General features: G+C 71.6%; 14 protein-coding genes and 1 tRNA gene. 7 read left to right on the top strand and 8 right to left on the bottom strand.

The features are described from left to right. From H295_RS0139645 to H295_RS48515, 5 genes are all read left to right on the top strand, one after another. A partial coding sequence (locus H295_RS0139645; protein ID WP_020136922.1) for a carbohydrate ABC transporter permease occupies positions 1-526 on the top strand: 526 nt, incomplete at its 5' end. Between the two features lie 28 nt (positions 527-554). Further along, the gene (locus tag H295_RS0139640) at positions 555-1,904 is read left to right on the top strand and encodes a glycoside hydrolase family 36 protein (RefSeq protein WP_051135690.1); all 1,350 of its coding nucleotides are present in this window, start codon (positions 555-557) and stop codon (positions 1,902-1,904) included. Positions 1,905-2,025: 121 nt separating this feature from the next. Beyond that, positions 2,026-3,126 carry a hypothetical protein gene (locus H295_RS46265; protein WP_020140911.1) on the top strand — a complete coding sequence of 367 codons (1,101 nt, stop codon included), beginning with the start codon at positions 2,026-2,028 and terminating at the stop codon, positions 3,124-3,126. Positions 3,127-3,163: 37 nt separating this feature from the next. Continuing rightward, the gene (locus H295_RS0139630) at positions 3,164-3,475 is read left to right on the top strand and encodes a trypco2 family protein (protein ID WP_020140910.1); all 312 of its coding nucleotides are present in this window, start codon (positions 3,164-3,166) and stop codon (positions 3,473-3,475) included. Further along, positions 3,459-7,637, top strand: coding sequence for a trypsin-like peptidase domain-containing protein (locus H295_RS48515; protein ID WP_028810176.1), 4,179 nt, complete (start codon positions 3,459-3,461; stop codon positions 7,635-7,637). Before H295_RS0139630 ends, H295_RS48515 begins: the two co-directional genes overlap by 17 nt. A 144-nt stretch (positions 7,638-7,781) precedes the next feature. Here H295_RS48515 and H295_RS0139620 read toward each other — a convergent pair whose 3' ends face one another. The 4 genes from H295_RS0139620 to H295_RS0139605 form a co-directional block, all read right to left on the bottom strand. Beyond that, on the bottom strand, positions 7,782-9,227 hold the full coding sequence (locus H295_RS0139620) for a GH1 family beta-glucosidase (RefSeq protein ID WP_028810175.1): 1,446 nt from the start codon (positions 9,225-9,227) through the stop codon (positions 7,782-7,784). A 119-nt stretch (positions 9,228-9,346) separates the two neighbouring features. Next, positions 9,347-10,255 carry a carbohydrate ABC transporter permease gene (locus tag H295_RS0139615; RefSeq protein WP_020140908.1) on the bottom strand — a complete coding sequence of 303 codons (909 nt, stop codon included), beginning with the start codon at positions 10,253-10,255 and terminating at the stop codon, positions 9,347-9,349. 11 nt (positions 10,256-10,266) lie between these two features. Then, entirely contained in the window at positions 10,267-11,283 is a 1,017-nt protein-coding gene (locus tag H295_RS0139610; RefSeq protein WP_020140907.1) for a carbohydrate ABC transporter permease, read from the bottom strand. A 5-nt stretch (positions 11,284-11,288) separates the two neighbouring features. Next, positions 11,289-12,608: an ABC transporter substrate-binding protein gene (locus H295_RS0139605; protein WP_020140906.1), complete on the bottom strand. Its 1,320-nt coding sequence runs from the start codon at positions 12,606-12,608 to the stop codon at positions 11,289-11,291. A 365-nt stretch (positions 12,609-12,973) separates the two neighbouring features. Here H295_RS0139605 and H295_RS0139600 point away from each other — a divergent pair, with 365 nt between their 5' ends. Continuing rightward, positions 12,974-14,029, top strand: a complete 1,056-nt coding sequence (locus H295_RS0139600) for a LacI family DNA-binding transcriptional regulator (protein WP_020140905.1) — start codon at positions 12,974-12,976, stop codon at positions 14,027-14,029. A gap of 427 nt (positions 14,030-14,456) precedes the next feature. Here the strand turns inward: H295_RS0139600 and H295_RS0139595 are convergent, their stop codons facing one another. After that, complete coding sequence (locus H295_RS0139595) at positions 14,457-15,353, bottom strand: SDR family oxidoreductase (RefSeq protein WP_020140904.1); 897 nt, start codon at positions 15,351-15,353, stop codon at positions 14,457-14,459. Between the two features lie 169 nt (positions 15,354-15,522). Here H295_RS0139595 and H295_RS0139590 point away from each other — a divergent pair, with 169 nt between their 5' ends. Beyond that, entirely contained in the window at positions 15,523-16,401 is an 879-nt protein-coding gene (locus H295_RS0139590) for a LysR family transcriptional regulator (protein ID WP_020140903.1), read from the top strand. Between the two features lie 49 nt (positions 16,402-16,450). Here the strand turns inward: H295_RS0139590 and H295_RS0139585 are convergent. The 3 genes from H295_RS0139585 to H295_RS0139575 form a co-directional block, all read right to left on the bottom strand. Then, positions 16,451-16,526: transfer RNA gene (locus H295_RS0139585), tRNA-His, on the bottom strand. A gap of 77 nt (positions 16,527-16,603) precedes the next feature. Then, positions 16,604-17,206, bottom strand: a complete 603-nt coding sequence (gene orn / locus H295_RS0139580; RefSeq protein WP_028810174.1) for an oligoribonuclease — start codon at positions 17,204-17,206, stop codon at positions 16,604-16,606. A 104-nt stretch (positions 17,207-17,310) separates the two neighbouring features. Further along, on the bottom strand, positions 17,311-18,537 hold the full coding sequence (locus H295_RS0139575; RefSeq protein ID WP_020140901.1) for a helix-turn-helix domain-containing protein: 1,227 nt from the start codon (positions 18,535-18,537) through the stop codon (positions 17,311-17,313). Positions 18,538-18,560 lie beyond the last annotated feature (23 nt).

The raw sequence follows: 18,560 nt of genomic DNA, 5'->3' as shown, positions 1-18,560 counted from the left end.
CGCCGGCAACCTGCTGCCCCAACAGGTCATCATCACCCCTCTGTACCGCCTCTACCTCCTCATCGACCTGCCCGGCATCACCATGTCCGGCAAGCTCTACGACTCCGCCCTCGGCCTGGTCCTCATCCACATCGCCTTCCAGTCCGGCTTCTGCGCCTTCGTCCTGTCCAACTACATGCGCATGCTGCCCCACGAACTGACCGAAGCCGCCCTCGTCGACGGCGCCTCGGTCTGGCGGATGTACTGGCAGATCGTCCTGCCCCTGTGCAAACCCGCGATGGCCGCCCTGGGCACCCTGCTCTCCATCTGGATCTACAACGACTTCTTCTGGGCGATCGTGCTGATCTCCACCGGCGAGAACATGCCCATCACCTCCGCCCTGAACAACCTCTCCGGCCAGTACTTCACCGACCCCAACCTCGTCGCCGCCGGAGCCCTCCTCACCGCCATCCCCACCCTCATCGTCTACTTCGTCCTCCAACGCCAGTTCGTCAGCGGACTGACCCTCGGCGCCAACAAGGGCTGACCACCACCCCGTTCGAAAGAGAACCACCGTGCCCCACCCCTTTACTCCGGTCGCCTCCGTGCCCGTGGATCCCCGCAGGGCCCGCGTCCACGAGGAGGGCTGGCAGTCCTGGAGCCCCAGTGGCGCGTACGCCCTCGGCGACAAGCCGTACCGCCCGACGAACGACAACTGGGCGACGGTCTGCTACCGGCCGGGCGTCACCGTCCCGGAGGGCGTCTTCCAGGGCGAGGGGCTGCTGGCGCTCGACCCGGGCGACGGGTCGCCGGTACGGCTGTGGGCGGCGCCGGAACCGACGCGTGCGGTTCCGTCGATCCGCCTGACCGTGGACGGCAGCCAGGCCGAGGTCAGCGCCGACGGCCCGGTGCAGGAGTTCACGGGCACGGACATCCAGGCGACGCTGGCCGAGTGGGCCGCCGGACTCGGGGTCGAGGCCCCCCGCCCGGCGCCCACCGTCTGGTGCTCCTGGTACGAGTACTTCACGGCGGTCACCGAGGACGACATCCACGAGAACCTGCGTGCGATGGACACCCTCGACCTGCCGATCGACGTCGTCCAGATCGACGACGGCTACCAGAAGGCCCTCGGCGACTGGCTCACCCTCTCGGGCCGCTTCCGCTCCCGCGAGGGCATCGCCGACGCGATCCGGGTGCGGGGCCGCAGGGCCGGCATCTGGACGGCCCCCTTCCTCGTCGACCCGGCGAGCGACCTGGCCGCCGAGCACCCCGACTGGCTGGTCGAGGACCTCAGCGGCGGCTTCCTGCACGCCGGCCGCAACTGGGGCCACGACCTGTGCGTGCTGGACACCACCCACCCGGAGGCCGCGGACTACCTCGCGGACGTCTTCCGGACGCTGCGGTCCGAGGGCTACGACTACTTCAAGGCCGACTTCCTCTACGCGGGCGCCCTGGAGGGCGTACGGCACACCGACGCGGACGCCCTCACCGCGTACCGCGACGGCATCCGGCTGATCCGCGAGGCCATCGGCCCGGACGCCTACCTGCTCGGCTGCGGTGCGCCGATCCTGCCCTCCGTCGGCCTGTTCGACGCGATGCGGGTCAGCCCCGACACGGCCCCGCACCGCCGCCCCGAGGCCGGTGACTTCAGCCAGCCCGGCCAGGACCCGGCCGAGTTCACCGGCGTCGGCCGCCAGTGGCAGCACGGCGTCCTGTGGGTCAACGACCCCGACTGCCTGATGGCCCGCCCGGCCGTGGAGACCCGCGAGCGCTGGGCCGCCCACGTGGCGGCGACCGGCGGTCTGACGGCCTCCAGCGACCGGCTGCTGTCGCTGGACCAGTGGGGCGTGGAGACGACCCGCCGACTGCTCGGAGGGGACGAACGAAGCTGCGACGCGGCGCGGACACGGACCAACCCTTCCTGATCAACCACGCGGAGCGTGCCGCCGAGCTCCAAGCAGCCGCAGAAGCAAGGGAGTTGCCCACCGGGCGGGCCGCTCCTACCCTGATCGTCCGACCGTCCGGTCGTCGACAGGGGGAGCGGCCATGGCCGGAAGACCGTCCGACACGGAGATACTCAAGGCGGTCGAGGCCTACGCCGGCCGACGCGGTGCGGGCGGCGGTCCGGCCGTTCCCGGCGCCGCCACGCTGACCTGGACGACCCTGCTCGACTTCCGTATCGTCCGGTCGCTCAAGACGCACGGCGAGCGTCCGATGCGGGAACCGGGCAGCCGGGACGACGTCGCGAACCGCCCGACCTACACCGTCCTCGACTCACACCCGGTTCCGCCGCCGGAGGACCCCGAGCAGGCCCGCAGCTGGTTGCTGGTGCGCGAGGGGTCGCTCGGCGAGGAGCCGTGCGCGGGCTGCGAAGGCGGTACCAACAAGTGCGGGGCCTGCCGCGGGCGAGGCGTCCGCGACTGCCCCCGGTTCGTCGACTGCCCCGTGTGCGAGGCCGGCCCGGACGCCTGCTGGGAATGCGAGGGCACCGGCCGCTCGCGCTCGCGAAGGCCCCCGCATCGGCGGCCCGGGACGAGTGCGGCCGACCGGGCGGCCCGGGTCCGCTGCGTGCGCTGCCGTATTGACGACGTGGCCTGCCCGAAGTGCCGTGGCCGACGTCAACTCGACTGCCCCGACTGCAACAAGAGCGGCCAGGTGGAGTGCACCGCCTGCTCGGGCGCCAAGCGCGTCACCCACCCGGAGTGCCGGGGCACCGGCCGCTTCACGGTGTGGACCGAGGGCTGGATCCGGCACACCCCGCACCGGGCCAGGGAGCGCCGGCTCGGCCGACGCGACCTCAGACGCGCGACGGGCAGCACGGGCCACTGGCACGAGAACGTCCTGCGCAGGAGCACCGACAAGCTCCCCGACGACCTGGACGAGTCCGACGAGGCCCTGCTCGCGCCCCATCTGACCCCGCGCAGGGACGAGGTGGCCCGCCGCGCGACCCTGCGCCGCCTCCCGCTGGCCCACGTCCGCGTGCACGCCGACCCGCACCGCGACTACTTCGCCTTCCCCACCCACACCGACATCGTGGTCCTCTCCCGCCCCACCGGCGAACGCGTGCGCCACTTCGCCGCCCTCGCCACGGCCGCGATACTCCTGGTGACCCTGGTCGCGGTGCTGACGATGGTGGTGCTGCGCTGACTTGTACCATCTGAGCACCGCTGCACGAGGGGGAAGCGTGATCGAACTGGCCGACATGATCCGGGAGTTGCGCGAGCAGCTGACGACCGCTCTCACGGACGGCGACGGCAGGATGCTGCGCTTCGAGCTGGGGCCCGTGGAGATCGAGGCGTCCGTCGCTGTGACGCAGGAGGTCGGCGGGGACGCGAAGGTGCGACTGTGGGTGGTCGATGCCGGCGCGAACGGGAAGTACGGGCAGGCGGAGACACAGCGGGTGACCCTCACGCTCACGCCGAAGGTGGTGCCGCCGGGCGGGGGAGCGGGGCGGACCGCACTGATCACGGGTGACGAGGTTGACGGGGAGGTCTGAGCGGCGGCTCGGGCCGGGACTGCGGGCGGAGCAGGTCGCCGAGGTCATCGTCCGCCGGTCCGGCGGGGGCGGCCGCGGCTCGGGCTACCTCGTGGCGCCGGGGAGGGTGCTCACGGCCGCGCACGTCGTCGCGGGCGCCGAGCAGATCCGTGTCCGTTTCCAGGCCGACCGGCCCGGGGAACGAGCCGTCGAGGCGGTGGGGGCCTGGGCGCACGAGGGAATCGACATCGCCGTACTGGAACTGCCGTCGGACGCGTACGACGAGCCCCCGGCCGCCACCTCCTTCGGCACGGTCGGCGACCAGGACGCCGTCCTCAGCTGCACGGCGATGGGCTTCCCCCGCTTCAAGCTCCGTACCGACGCCGAGGGCCGGCGCTTCCGGGACACCGAGCACCTGGACGCGCGGTGCCCGGTGCTGGCCAACCGGCGTGAGGGAACACTGGACTTGAGAATCACCGCCCCACCCGCCGAGGACCCGGACCCCGAACGGGACGCCTGGGAGGGGATGTCGGGGGCGGCTGTCTTCAGCGGTGGGCATCTGGTCGCCGTGGTGAGCAGGCATCACCGCGGCGAGGGCACCGGACGGATCGCGGCGGGACGGGTCGACCGCTGGGCGGAGGCACTGAAGGGCGACGAACTCGCCGAGCTGAGCGAGCTGTTGTCGTACGACCTCGCGGCACTGTCCGCCACCGGCCCGCCGGACCTCCCCGACCTCGTCCAGGAGATCTACCGTGCCCAACTCGCGGACATTGCGCCCGAGTTGCTCGACGAGCGGGACTCCGAGCTGGCGGACATCGTCTCCTTCTGCGGCGGGACGGAACCGTACCGCTGGCTCCAGGGACGGCCGTGGGCGGGAAAGACGGCGCTGGTGGCGTGGTTCGCGCTGCATCCACCGCGCGGAGTCGTCCCGGTGTGGTTCTTCATCACCGCGCGATACGCGGGGCAGTCCGACTCGGACGCGTACGCGGCGGCGGTCGTCGACCAACTCGCCCTTATCGCCGGCCGTGAACCGGCCACGACCGGGTCCCCCGCCGCCCGCGACGGCGAACGACGCCTGCTGCTGAGACAGGCGGCGGAACGGGTCGCACGGGACGGCGGCACGCTGCTCCTGGTCGTCGACGGCCTGGACGAGGACCTGTCGCTGCTCCCCGGCGGCAGCGGCACCAGCATCGCGTCCCTGCTGCCGGAACGCCTCCCGTCCAACGTCCGTGTCCTGGTGACGAGCCGGCCGAGCCCCGGCATCCCACCGGACGTCGGCGGCGGACACCCTCTGCGGCACTGCCGGATCGTGGAACTCGCCGTCTCGGGGGCGGCACGCCACACCGAGCACGAGGCCAAGTACGACCTCCGACGGGCGCTGGACGGTGACCGGTTGGAGCGGGACGTGGTCGGCCTGCTCACCGCGGCGCGGGGCACCCTCAGGGTCGACGACCTGCGGGAACTGACCGGCAGGCGACACAGCGAGCTGAGTCGTACGCTCGACAGCGTCTTCGGCCGGATCCTGCGGCTGCGCGGTGGGGGCCCGAGCTCCGGCGACATGGACGTGACGATGTACATGACCAGCCGAGGCTATCTCTTCGCCCACGAGAGCCTGCTCGCCGCGGCGCAGGACGCATTCGGTCCGGACATCGAGGAGTACCGGTCCCGCCTGCGCGCCTGGTCGGAGACCTACGAACGCCGCGGCTGGCTGGACGAGACCCCGCCCTATCTGCTCCAGCCCTACGGCCGACTGGTCGCGCTGGAGCAGAACGCGTCCCGGGCCGTCGCTCTCGCCGTGGACCCCCGCCGATGCGACCGGCTGCGGGAGGCCACGGGCAGCGACGCGGCCTGCCTCGCGGAGATCGCCGCGGCGCGCGAGACGGTACGGCGGACCGCGCCCGACGACCTGGGAGCGCTGGGGACGCTCGCGGCCGTGGCGGATCTCGTGGCCCGGCGCAACGAGTACCTCCACCCGGACATCCCGGCCGTTCATGCCCGACTCGGCAGGGTCCGGCAGGCCATCGGCCTGGCCCGCAGCGTCTTCGACCCGCGCAGCCGCTCCCGGGCCCTCCTCGCCGTGGCACATGTCCTCGCGGAGGCGGGGGACCGGCGGGCGGTGGGGCTGGCGGACGAGGGCATGCGGTTGGCCGAGGAGGCGGGGGCCCGCAGACCCTCAGTCATCTGGGAGGCGCGGGGCCTGCGGGCCGTGGTCCTGGCGCTGGCCGGCCGCGGGGAGGAGGCGGTGCGGGTCCTGCCTGCGTCGGACCGTCGTCCGCCACCCGTGAAGGAGTTCGTGGAGGCACTGGTCATGACCGCCACGGCACTGGGGAGTACAGCGGGAGCGGCCGACCTGCTCCGGCTGGCGGAGGAGTCCGCCGAAAGGATCGGGTTCCTGCCGCACCGCGTCCGCGTGACGGTGAGCATCGCCGAGGCATGGTCGGCATGCGGCCGCCCGGAGGACGCGGCACGGCTCCTCCATGCGGTCACCGGGCTCGCCCGGGACGACGCGGACTATTTCGGCAGCCTTGCCGCGGTCGCCGCGGAGGCCCTGCGCGACACACACCCTCGCGAGGCCGCGGAACTGCTCTCCCTGGCCGTCGCGAAGCTGGACAAGGGAGCGCTCGCGCGCTGGAAAGGGGCACGGTTCGGCGTCACGTGGGGGCTGGTGCCGTTCGGTGTCGGCTGGGGGCGGAAGGTGACGTACGGCGATGTCTGCGCCCTCGTGGCGATGGGCCGTACGTCGGAGGCCCAGCGGTTGATGGAGAGCGAGGATTCCTCCGGCGATCCGGAGGCCCAGATGTTCGCGTGGTCGTTCGTCGCCGAGGGATGGGCCCGCAGGGGAGCGGCGACCGAGGCGTGGGCGGCTCTCGAGTTCCTTACGGCGGCTCGCCACCTCTACGGCGACGACGGCTCCTTCCGCCGCGTCGCCCGAAGCCTCGCGGAGGCCGGCGCCGCCGAACGGCTGGAAGCCGCTCTGACCACCCTCACCCACCCCTCGTCGCACGGCATGTCGTGGTGGGACGCGGCCGAAGGGCTCGCTGTTCTCGCCGACCACTTCGCTGTCGACGATCCCCAGCGGTCGCTCGGACTTCTTCACCGGGCCGAGCACGGGCACGGGCTGGGGACCGGGCCGGTCCTGCGCATCGTTCAGGAGCATCTCGCCGCACTGGCGGGCGCGTTGGCCACCGCGGGCCGACCCGACGAGGCCGAGCGGCTCCTGGCGACGGTCAGTGCGCGCGGTGCCGACGCCTGGGGCCACGCCGTCGTGTCCATGGCCGTCTCGCGCAGTGATCCGGAGCGGGCCGGGCGGCTGGCCCGGCGGGCGGCGGAGCTGTCCTTCACCAGCGACGAGTACATGTCCCGTTGGGTCAGGACGGCCGCTGTCCAGGCGCTCGGGTGGGCCGGCGCGGCGGATGCCGTCGAGCAGGCTCTTGGCGAGCAGAAGGCGTGGTTGGGGCAGTACGACCACGTCCTCGCCCGCGTGGAGGCGGCCGCCGGGCTGTGGGCGTGGGACCGGGACGCGGCAGGGCAGCTGCTCGACGAGGTGTTCCTGCACGTGCGCGGGGACGACGCACGACTGTACGCACACCTGCTCGTCGCCATCGGCCCTCACGACAGCGAGCGCAGCGCTCGCGTCAGGCGGCTCCTGGACACCCGTGAGTTCCGTGATGCGCGCTTCCAGCACTCGATCGACGTGCTCCTCAGCCTCATGACCGCCGCGACCGACCCGGCCGCCGCCCGCCGTCGCCTCGACGCGACGGCTTCGCAGGCCGACGGGCGTCCCTGGCCCGTCACCGGTTCCCAGGGCGCAGCGGCCCTCGCCTACGCGGCTCTCGGTGACGACGACACGGCCCGCACCCTGGCCCGAGCCGGAGCCTGGCCCGAGCAGCGGGCGGAGATCTTCGCACACCTGGCCGCCTATGCCGCGCTGCTGCCCTGCGACCGGGTGCCGGTTCCGATCAACCCGGAGAGTCCCAACGGCGCGCCCCTCGCCCGCCGCATGGCCACGCTCCTCCTGCCGCCCCCGTCCGGCCCCGACCTCCCCCGAGCCAGAGCCTTCCTCGCCGAGGCACTCACCCAGGACGGCTGGCACCATGCCGCCCCGGTTCTCGCCGCGATCGATCCCGGGGCCGTGGTGCGTCTCGCAGATTCGATCTTCGCGAACTTGAGGCGCGGCGACTGACGCCACTGGACGCCACTGGACGACCTTGCGATGTCCCGCGCATCCGGTGGCTCGCGGCGCCGGGCACTCCCTGAACCGGACGTGACACCGGGGCGCGGCACCCCCCTCGGCTGCCGCGCCCCGGCTCCCCCGGCTCCGTGGTGGCTAGACGCCCTGGGCCTCCTCCACCTCCGGGAGGGTGCCCGTGCGGGCTGCTCGGCCGTACCACAGGGCACTGGACTTGGGTGTCCGTTCCAGCGTCGTGTAGTCCACGTAGATCGCGCCGAAGCGCTTCTCGTAGCCGTACGCCCACTCGAAGTTGTCCATCAGCGACCACAGGTAGTAGCCGCGGACGTCCGCCCCGTCGGTGATCGCGCGGCGGACCGCGGCGAGGTGTCCGTGCAGGTAGGCGATCCGCTCCGGGTCGTGGACGCGGCCGTCGGGGTCGGGCTTGTCGTCGTAGGCCGCGCCGTTCTCCGTGATGTAGAGGGGGAGACCCGGGGCCTCGCGCGAGTAGCGCATGATCAGGTCGTGCAGGCCGGTCGGGTCGATCGTCCAGCCCATCTCCGTACGCTCGCCCGGCGTCTGGTGGAACGTGACGTCGTCCGCGCCCGGCCACGGGGAGTGGTCGCTGCTGCCGTGGCCGTCGGCGCGCGGCCCACTGGCCGTCGGGTCGGCGGCCGAGACCAGCGCGGGCGTGTAGTAGTTGAGGCCCAGGGCGTCGAGCGGCTGGTTGATCAGCTCCAGGTCGCCGGCCTCCACGAACGACCAGTCCGTGATCGACTCCGTCGCCGCGAACAGCGTCTGCGGGTACGCCCCGTGCAGGATGGGGCCGTGGAAGATCCCGCTGGCGAGGTCGTCGATCTTCCGCGCCGCGACCAGGTCCGCCGGGTCCTGCGAGAAGGGCCTGACCGCCGCGGAGTTGAGGCTCAGCGCCACCGAGTTGCGGGCCGGCATGGACGCGCGCAGGGCCGAAGTGCCCAGTCCGTGCGCGAGGTTGAGCGTGTGCGCTGCCCTCAGCGAGGCCGCCGGGTCGGTACGGCCCGGTGCGTGCACCCCGGAGGCGTAGCCCAGGAAGGCCGCGCACCAGGGCTCGTTGACGGTGATCCACTGCTCCACCCGGTCACCGAGCGCCTCCCCCATGATCTGCGCGTACTCGGCGAAGCGGTACGCGGTGTCGCGCTCCGGCCAGCCGCCCGCGTCCTCCAGCTCCTGCGGCAGGTCCCAGTGGTAGAGCGTCACGGCCGGCTTGATGCCGTGCGCGAGCAGCTCGTCCACCAGCCGCCGGTAGAAGTCCAGCCCCCGCTGGATCGCCGGGCCCCGGCCGGTCGGCTGCACCCGGGACCAGGAGACCGAGAAGCGGTACGCCGTCAGGCCCAGGTCGGCCATGAGCGCCACGTCGTCGCGGTAGCGGTGGTAGTGGTCGACAGCGATGTCACCGTGGTCGCCGCCGGCGGTCTTGCCGGGCGTGTGGCTGAAGGTGTCCCAGATGGAGGGCGTACGGCCGTCCTCCCGCACCGCCCCCTCGATCTGGTACGAGGAGGTCGCGGCACCCCAGAGGAAGGAGGGGGGAAAGGTCACCGGGGTCTCCGGAGATGCGGAATCGGGCATGGAAGCGCTCCCATCGGAGGTCGTGAGACCGATTGGTAGAGGGGGAGGGGGAGGGGGAGGTGGAGAGGACAGTGGGCGGGGGCCGGAGCGGCGTCGGTCCGGCCCCCGGGAAGCCGAGGTCAGCCCTTCACGGCACCCTGCATGATGCCGCCCACGATCTGCTTGCCGAAGATCGCGAAGACGATCAGCAGCGGCAGCGTGCCCAGCAGCGCGCCCGCCATGATCAGGGACTGGTCCGGGGTGTAGCCCCGGCCGAGCTGCGCGACCGCGACCTGCACGGTCGGGTTGCCGTTCTGCGTCAGCACCAGGAACGGCCACAGGAAGTCGTTCCAGGTCTGCACGAACATCAGCATGCCGAGGACGGCCATCGCAGGGCGGGCGGCGGGGAACACGACGTGCCACACCACGCGCCAGCTGCTCGCGCCGTCCACCCGGGCCGCCTCGATGATCTCGTCCGGCAGCGCCTGGATCAGGTACTGCCGCATGAAGAACACCCCGAACGCGCTCACCAGCGACGGCAGGATCACCGCCTGGAGCTGGTCCGTCCAGTCGAGCTTGGCGACCATCATGTACAGCGGGATCACGCTCAGCTGCGGCGGCACCATCATCGTGCCGATGACGATCAGCATCATCGCGCCGCGGCCCCGGAAGCGCAGCTTGGCGAAGGCGAACCCGGCGATCGTGGACAGGAAGACGATGGTCAGCGCCGACACACCGGCCACGAAGGTGGTGTTGATGAACGCCTCGCCCAGATTGGCGTCGTTCCAGGCGATGTCGAGGTTGTGGAAGAGGTTGCCGCCGAACCAGAACGGCGGCGGAGTCTGCGCCAGCCGCTGGTTGTCGCGCGAGGCGGCGATCGCCGTCCACACCAGAGGCAGCAGCGAGCCGATGGTGAACAGGGCGAGGATGACGTACGCGATGGGTCCCGCGTGCATCTGCCCGCCCGCACGCGCCGACTTGGGCCGGCGCACCCGCTTCGGGGGCGGGGAACCCGCGTCCGCCGCGGGTTTCGTCAGGGTCGTCGTCACGGCCGGTCTCCTTAACTACTGGCGCGCAGCCGGCGCGAGATGACGTAGTTGACGATCCCGATCACGATGAGGATCAGGAACATCGTCCAGGCGATCGCGGAGGCGCGGCCCAGGTGCATGTTCACCCAGCCCTGCTCGTACAGGTACAGGCCGAGCGTCTGGAACTGGTGCTCCGCGCCGCCGGACGCCCCCTTGTTGGCGTCGAACAGCAGCGGCTCGCCGAACACCTGGCTGGCCCCGATCGTCGAGACGACGACGGTGAACAGGATCGTCGGCCGCAGCGAGGGCAGGGTGACGTGGAGGAACTGCTTCCAGCGGCTGGCCCCGTCCAGGGCCGCCGACTCGTACAGGTCCTGCGGGATCGCCTGCATCGCCGCCAGGTAGATCAGCGCGTTGTAGCCGGTCCAGCGCCAGATGACGATCGACGAAACGGCGATCTGCGAGGGCCACTTGTCGTTCTGCCAGTCGATCGCGTCGACCCCGACGAAGTGCAGAGCCCAGTTGATCATGCCGTAGTCGCGGCCGAAGAGCAGCACGAACACCAGCGAGGCGGCGGCGATCGAGGTCGCGTACGGCGCCAGCATCACGACCCGGTAGAAGGTCGACGCCCGCAACTTGTAGTTGAGGATGTGCGCCAGGCCCATGGCCATCGCCAACTGCGGGACGGTGGAGATGATGCCGATGGTCAGGGTGTTCTTCGCCGCGTTCCAGAAGAAGTCGTCGTCGAAGATCCGTGTGTAGTTGCGCAGGCCCGCCCACTGCATGTCGGTCGGGTCGGTGAGCTCGACCGTGTGCAGCGAGGCCCAGCCCGTGTAGATCAGCGGGAACAGGCCGAACGCGAGGAACAGCAGGAAGAACGGCGAGACGAACGCGTACGGGCTCCAGCGCATGTCCCGCTGCCAGCGGCGGGACAGCCGGGCCCGGCGCCGCTGGTCCTTCTCGTCGGGTACGGCGTCTGCGGGCGGGCGGCCCGGGGCCGCGCCCCCCTCCTCGAGGGGGAGCGCGGCGGTGTCGTGCCGGGTGGCCATACCGGTCACTTCTCCAGGTTGTTGTCGATGGTCTTGGTGGCCGTCTCCCAGGCTTCCTTCGCCGACTTGCCCTTCGTGACGAGGATGACGCCGTTGTCGGTCAGACCCTGCTGGATGATCTGGTCCTTCGGGCCGATCACCTGCGTCGGGATGGCCTTGGCGGCCTCGGCGAAGATCTTGCCGATGGGGGCGTCACCGGTCATCGTGTTCTTGGCGCCGGTGACCTGGGGCAGGTCGTAGGCGGCGGTCGAGCTCGGGAAGCTGCCCTGCACGGCGAAGAGCTTGGCCTGCTGCTCCGGCGCGGTCAGCCAGGTGATCAGCTTCTCCGCCTCCTTCACGTGCTTGCCGTTCTTGGGCACGGACAGGAAGGTGCCGCCCCAGTTGCCGGACTTGGGCGCGGCGGCCACGTCCCACTTGCCGGCGGAGTCGGGCGACGACTTGCCCTTGAGGTAGCCGAGCATCCACGGCGGGCAGGCGATCGCGGCGAACTTGCTCTTGGCGATCGTCGTGTCCCAGGCGGGCTGGAACTGGGTCTGCGCTCCGACCAGTCCGTCCTTGGCGGCCTTCGCGGTCAGGTCGAAGGCGTTCTTGATCGCCGGGTTCGTCTTGTAGATGACCTCGCCGGAGGCGTCGTAGAACTTGTTCTGCTCACTGCTGACGATCGCGTTGAGCAGACCGCCGGGCGAGTCCATGAAGGTGGTGCCCGCAGGGGCCTTCTTCTTGTAGGTCGCGCCCGCGGCGACGAGCTTGTTCCAGTCGCCCGCCCACAGCTTGCCGACCGCCTCACGGTCGCTGGGCAGACCTGCCTGCTCGAAGAGGTCCTTGCGGTAGCAGATCGCCATCGGGCCGATGTCGGTGCCGAGGCCGATGGTCTGGCCGTCCTTGGTGGTGGCCTGCTGCCACTTCCAGTCCACCCACTTGCTCTTGTCCACCCCGGCGACCTTGGACATGTCCACCAGCTTGTCCGCGTTGGTGGAGACGACCTCGGCGATGTTGCCGACCTCGATGGCCTGGACGTCCTGGAGACCGCTGTTGGTGGTGAGGTGGTTGACGAGAGCGGGGTAGTAGTTCTCGTTCCGCTCGACCACGTTCTCCTGGATCTTGATGTTCGGGTTGAGCTTCTCGTACTCCTTGTAGAGTCCGGCCTCCTTGAAGCCCTGGGTGCCGAACAGACCGAGGGTGATCGTGGTCTTGCCGCCGCCCGACGACGAGCCGTCGTCGTCGCCGCCGTCGTCGGCACAGCCGGCCAGCAGCCCGGCGCCCAGCGATGCGACAGCCGCGAGGACTACCGCCCTGTTGCGGGCGGATCGGGTATGTGCTCGCATTGCGTCCTCCTGTTGCCCTGACGTGCCGACCCCCCGGCCAACTGCGTTGTTGGGCCCGTTCGTTCTAGCTGCGGCTCGGGCGGGGAACGTGCGGGAAATGTATGTGTCAGGTACCGTGGGAGCGCTCCCATCGGTGATGTGTTGAAGGTTCGCGGGTCCGGGCGGGGGTGTCAAGGGAGTCGACGCGGAGAGATGCGTTCAGTTATCAGCCTGTTAACTGGACCGGCCCGGCCCGCCCGGCGCGCGGGGGCGGGGCACTCCGGCCCGGACCTGGGCTGTGGGGCAGAGCCCCCGCGACCGTCACTGGAGCAGGCGGGGCTGTTAAATTCCAGGCCAGCGCAAGACAACGGCGGAAGGCGGAGCCCATGGCAAGCCACGGAGCGCGAAGCCGGAGCGGGGGCCGGCCCACCCTCGAAGAGGTCGCCGCGCGCGCCGGCGTCGGCCGGGGCACCGTTTCCCGGGTGATCAACGGTTCGCCCCGGGTCAGCGACGCCACCCGCGCCGCGGTCGAGGCGGCGGTGGCGGAGCTCGGGTACGTCCCGAACACGGCCGCGCGCGCCCTGGCGGCCAACCGCACGGACGCGATCGCGCTGGTGGTGCCCGAGCCGGAGACCCGGTTCTTCGCCGAGCCGTACTTCTCCGACATGCTCAAGGGCGTCGGCGCGGAGATCTCGGACACCGAGATGCAGCTCCTGCTGATCTTCGCGGGTAGCGACCGCGAACGCCGGCGGCTGGCCCAGTACCTCGCCGCGCACCGGGTCGACGGCGTCCTGCTGGTCTCGGTCCACGCCGACGACCCGCTTCCCGACCTGCTGTCCCAGCTGGAGATCCCCGCGGTGATCAGCGGCCCGCGCTCGGCGGGGGAGACGCTGCCCTCGGTGGACTCCGACAACTACGGAGGCGGCCGCTCCGCCGTGGAGCACCTGCTCGCCGGCGGCCGCCGCGCGATCGCCCACATCACCGGCCGCCTCGACGTGTACGGTGCCCAGCGCCGCGTCGACGGCTACCGGGACGCGCTGCTCGACGCGGGCCACGAGGTGGACGAGCGCCTGATCGAGCCCGGTGACTTCACCGAGGAGGGCGGCCGCCGCGCGATGACGAAGCTGCTGGCCCGCCGCCCCGACCTGGACGCCGTCTTCGCCGGCTCCGACGTCATGGCGGCGGGCGCCCGCCAGGTGCTGCGCGAGGAGGGCCGCAGCATCCCCTCGGACGTGGCGCTGATCGGCTACGACGACTCCGCCATAGCGCGCCACATGGACCCGCCGCTCACCAGTGTCCGCCAGCCCATCGAGGAGATGGGCCGCCGCATGATCGACCTGCTCCTCACGGAGATCGCCGACCGCCGCCCGGCGGCGTCCCGTGGCCTGGAGCGCCGGCAGGTCGTCCTGGCGACGGAACTGGTCCACCGGACGTCGTCCTGACCCGAGCGGGGCCGCCCCGAGCCGCCTAAAGAGGTTGAACGCAAGGATCACTCGCGTGGGGGCGGGGACGGGGTCCCGCGTTCCGTCCGCGAACGGGCATGTGGGCTCTTTCGCGAACGGGCACGTCGGTTGGTTTTCGAGCAGGCACGTCGGTTGGTTTGCGAGCAGGACGTCCCCGACTGTCCGGCGCCCCGGTCCGTTCGGGACAGCGGACGGGGTCCCCTGTCCCGACCGTGCCCGACCCCTGCACCGCCCGGGCCGTCGTCCCGTGGTCATCCGCAGCCGCACCCGCCGGTAGTCGCGACCGCCTTCCGCGGTACGGCGGCACAGCGCGCCGTCGCGGCCCAGGGCGGCGCCCCCCGAGCCGGCTGAACGGCGCTGACCCGCCCGGGAGTTGACCGAGCCGTGGCGGCCGGTGTCGTGATGCTCAGCTCGTCCTGAAGTAGTGGCCCGCCTCCAGGTCCGGGATCAGGGCGGGGTGTTCCGGCTGCCAGCCCAGCAGCTTGCGGGTGAGGGTGGCCGAGGCCCGCAGGTCCACGGAGGCGAAGTGGCCGAGCCACCCGAAGTGGTCCGTCGCGTTCTCGGGGGCCACGCCCGCGACCGGCACGCCGAGCCCCTGCCCGATGGTCTCGGCGATCTCACGGAACCGCACGCCCTCGTCGCCGATCGCGTGCAGCCGTACGCCCGCCGGTGCCTGTTCCAGGGCCAGCCGGAACAGCCGGGCCGCGTCCAGGCGGTGGACGGCCGCCCAGTGGTTGGAGCCGTCGCCCACCATCGCCGAGACACCCTTCTCGCGCGCGAGGTCGATGAACATGGGCACGAATCCGTGGTCGCCCTCCCCGTGCACGGTCGGGGGAAGCCGCAGCACCGACGCGCTCACCCCCCGGTCGGCGAGTGCGAGCGTCGCGAACTCCGAGGCGTGCCGGTGCCGCCCGGGGGAGTCCGGGGCGGCCGGGTCGTCCTCGGTGCCGACGCGCCCCGGCGCGGTCAACAGCCCCGACGTGACGACGAGCGGCTTCCCGGTGCCTTCGAGCACGGCCCCGACGGCCTCGATCGCCCGCACGTCGGCCTCGCCGGAGGCGGGCAGGTTGGTGAAGTCGTGGATGAAGGCCAGGTGGGCGACCCCGTCCGCGTCCTCGGCGCCCCGGCGCAGACTGTCGAGGTCGGTCAGATCGCCGCGGTGCACCTCCGCCCCGGCGGCCCTCACCGCCTCGGCGGACCGGTCCGAACGGGCCAGCCCGAGAACCTCGTGCCCGGCGTCGAGAAGTTCGCGGGTGACGGCGGAACCGATGAATCCGGAGGCGCCGGTGACGAATACACGCATGAGAGTCCTTCGCGGTGACGAGTGATGCTTCCAGCACCTCCAGCCTGCGAAGGAGAGAGGGGGCCGGTCCAAAGCCTGTTTCGCATCGCGCAATACACCTCAGGCATCACCGCAGGTGAAACGCCTTGTACATCGACAGACGACGTCGAGGCCGGCATACGCTTCCGGCATGACCGATCTCGATCTGCGCCTGGTCCGGTACTTCACGGCCGTGGCCGAGCACCGGCACTTCGGCCGGGCCGCCGAAGCGCTGCACATCACCCAGCCCTCGCTGAGCAGGCAGATCCGCCGCCTGGAGCAGCAACTGGGCGCGCGGCTGCTGGAGCGGACCCCGCAGGGCAGCCGGCTCACCGAGGCGGGGGAGGTCTTCCTGCCCCGGGGGAAGGCACTGCTGCGGTCGGCGGGACAGGCGGCCGCGCTGACCCGGGCGGCCGCCGAGCCGAGCCGGATCACCGTGGGTTACACGCTGGGGATCATCGTCACCCCCGCGGTGCGCGCGCTGCGCGAACGGTTCCCGGACGCCGACGTCAGGACCGCGTACGTCGACTGGAGCGAGCGCACCTCGGCCCTGTCCGAGCTCAAGGCCGACGTACTGGTGACCCGGCTGCCCTTCCCCACCGAAGGGACCCGGGTGACCGTTCTCTACAGCGAGCCGCGGGTCGTGGTGCTCCCGGTCGGACACCGCCTGGCCGGCCGGGAGTCCGTCACCCTCGACGACATCGCCGAGGAGCCGATGGTCCGGGTGGCCGACCCGGAGTGGAACGCGTACTGGCGCATCGACCCCCGCCCGGACGGCCGCCCGGCACCCGGCGGGCCCCTCCTCGAGGGCGGCCTGGAGGACAAGTTCGAACTCGTCGCCTCCGGACAGGCCCTGGCCATCACCGCGTTGCCGCATGCCGGAGCGCTGCGCCCCGACGTCGTCGCGGTCCCGCTGGACGGGGTCGATCCGGCCCATGTCGTCCTCGCGAGCCGGGCCGAGGACCGCGGGCGTCTGGTGACGGGCTTTCGCCGGGTGGCCCGGGAACACCTCACCGGACCCGCCCGCTGAAACGACCTCAGCCGGTGACCTTGTTTCCAAGGTCACCGGCTGAGGTGATTGGGGTGAGTGACGGGACTTGAACCCGCGGCCACCTGGACCACAACCAGGTGCTCTACCAACTGAGCTACACCCACCATGTTCGGCTGCTCGGATCTCTCCGACCGGCCGAGAAAAAGTGTACAGGGTCCGAAGGGGTGCTCGCGCCCGGCTTTTATCGCGCAGGCAGGACGTGCTTCGCGGCGATCGTCTTGGCGGTGTCGGAGTCCGGCCCGGGCTGCGGGACGAAGATCGCCTCGCGGTAGTAGCGGAGCTCCGCGATGGACTCGCGGATGTCGGCGAGGGCGCGGTGGTTGCCGTTCTTCTCCGGGCTGTTGAAGTAGGCCCGGGGGTACCAGCGGCGGGCGAGCTCCTTGACGGAGCTGACGTCCACGATGCGGTAGTGGAGGTAGTCCTCCAGGGTGGGCATGTCCCGGAGCAGGAAACCGCGGTCGGTGCCGACCGAGTTGCCGCACAGGGGGGCCTTGCCGGGCTCCTTGACGTGCTCGCGGACGTAGGCGAGGACCTGCTCCTCGGCGTCGGCGAGCGTGGTGCCGCCGGACAGCTCGTCGAGCAGTCCGGACGCGGTGTGCATCTGACGCACCACCTCCGGCATCGTCTCCAGCGCCTGGTCCGGCGGGCGGATGACGATGTCCACACCGTCGCCGAGGATGTTCAGCTCGGAGTCGGTGACGAGGGCGGCAACCTCGATGAGCGCGTCGTCGGACAGCGAGAGGCCGGTCATCTCGCAGTCGATCCACACCATGCGATCGTTCATGCGACCACCCTAAGGCGGCCTTCACCGTTTGGGGTGACCGGTGTTGTCAAACGCCGGCCGGGCCGCGGTGGCCCGGCCGGCGTTCACGACCTCGCGTCACACGGTCACGTGCCGCTGCGCTGCCCCGGCAGGCTCGCCCGGCCGCCCACGTACAGCTCGCGGCCGTTCTCCGACGGCGGGCCCACGGAGGCCGGGGTGCGCCGGGTCTGGAGCGGTACCGGGCCGCCCTCCGGGTGCAGCTGCACCGGCGGACCGGGCGGGGGACCCGTGGGGCCACCCACCGGACCGTCGCTGTCCACGGGCCGCTCGCCCTGCGGCCGGCGCGCCCGGTACGCGGCCCGGTAGGCCGCGGGGGACGAGCCCAGCTGCCGCCGGAAGTGCCCGCGCAACGCCACCGGCGAGCGGAAGCCGCAGCGCCCCGCGACCTCGTCCACCGAGTAGTCCGAGGTCTCGAGCAGCCGCTGCGCCTGGAGCACCCGCTGGGTGATCAGCCACTGGAGAGGGGCCGAACCCGTCAGGGAGCGGAACCGGCGGTCGAACGTGCGGCGGCTCATGTACGCGCGCGCGGCGAGCGTCTCCACGTCGAACTGCTCGTGGAGGTGCTCCAGCGCCCAGGCGACGACCTCGGCGAGCGGGTCGGCGCCGATCTCCTCGGGTAAAGACCTGTCGAGGTAGCGCTCCTGACCGCCCGAGCGGCGCGGCGGGACCACCAGCCGGCGGGCCAGCGCGCCGGCCGCCTCGTTGCCGTGGTCCGTCCGCACGATGTGGAGGCAGAGGTCGATTCCGGCCGCGGTACCGGCCGAGGTCAGTACGTCGCCGTCGTCCACGAAGAGTTCTCGTGGGTCCACGTGCACCGACGGGTAGCGCTTGGCCAGCGTCGGCGCGTACATCCAGTGGGTGGTCGCGGGGCGGCCGTCCAGCAGGCCCGCTGCGGCCAGCACGAAGGCGCCGGTGCACAGGCCCACGATGCGGGCCCCCTCCTCGTGCGCGCGGCGCAGTGCGTCGAGCGCTTCCTCCGGTGGCGGAGAAGTGATCGAGCGCCAGGCCGGCACGACGACCGTGCCCGCGCGTGAGATCGCTTCCAGGCCATGCGGCGCGGTGAGTTCCAGGCCCCCTGTGGTCCGCAGCGGGCCTTCTTCGCCGCCGCACACCAAAAGGCGGTAGCGCGGCACGCCGGCGTCCTGGCGGTCAATCCCGAACACCGACAACGGTATGGAACTCTCGAAAATGGGGCCGCCGCTGAACAGCAGCACCGCGACGATCTCCTTGCGGCGTCGCCCGGAGAGCTTCCGGGCCGCGGCTTCCGGCGCGGCAGTGGAGTCGTGGCTCATCCTGCTAAGCCCCCCTCGGTGGT

This window comes from Streptomyces sp. 351MFTsu5.1, assembly GCF_000383655.1.
GTDB lineage: Bacteria > Actinomycetota > Actinomycetes > Streptomycetales > Streptomycetaceae > Streptomyces > Streptomyces griseorubiginosus.
Note: the sequence above shows the minus strand (reverse complement) of the source record. Positions and strands in the feature narration are given on the sequence as shown.

Excerpts from the sequence above, each read along its gene's own strand:
- H295_RS46265 (WP_020140911.1), top strand. The coding sequence starts at position 2,026 with ATGGCCGGAAGACCGTCCGACACGGAGATACTCAAGGCGGTCGAGGCC.
- H295_RS0139620 (WP_028810175.1), bottom strand. The coding sequence starts at position 9,227 with ATGCCCGATTCCGCATCTCCGGAGACCCCGGTGACCTTTCCCCCCTCC.
- H295_RS0139610 (WP_020140907.1), bottom strand. The coding sequence starts at position 11,283 with ATGGCCACCCGGCACGACACCGCCGCGCTCCCCCTCGAGGAGGGGGGC.
- H295_RS0139605 (WP_020140906.1), bottom strand. The coding sequence starts at position 12,608 with ATGCGAGCACATACCCGATCCGCCCGCAACAGGGCGGTAGTCCTCGCG.
- H295_RS0139600 (WP_020140905.1), top strand. The coding sequence starts at position 12,974 with ATGGCAAGCCACGGAGCGCGAAGCCGGAGCGGGGGCCGGCCCACCCTC.
- H295_RS0139595 (WP_020140904.1), bottom strand. The coding sequence starts at position 15,353 with ATGCGTGTATTCGTCACCGGCGCCTCCGGATTCATCGGTTCCGCCGTC.
- H295_RS0139590 (WP_020140903.1), top strand. The coding sequence starts at position 15,523 with ATGACCGATCTCGATCTGCGCCTGGTCCGGTACTTCACGGCCGTGGCC.
- orn (WP_028810174.1), bottom strand. The coding sequence starts at position 17,206 with ATGAACGATCGCATGGTGTGGATCGACTGCGAGATGACCGGCCTCTCG.
- H295_RS0139575 (WP_020140901.1), bottom strand. The coding sequence starts at position 18,537 with ATGAGCCACGACTCCACTGCCGCGCCGGAAGCCGCGGCCCGGAAGCTC.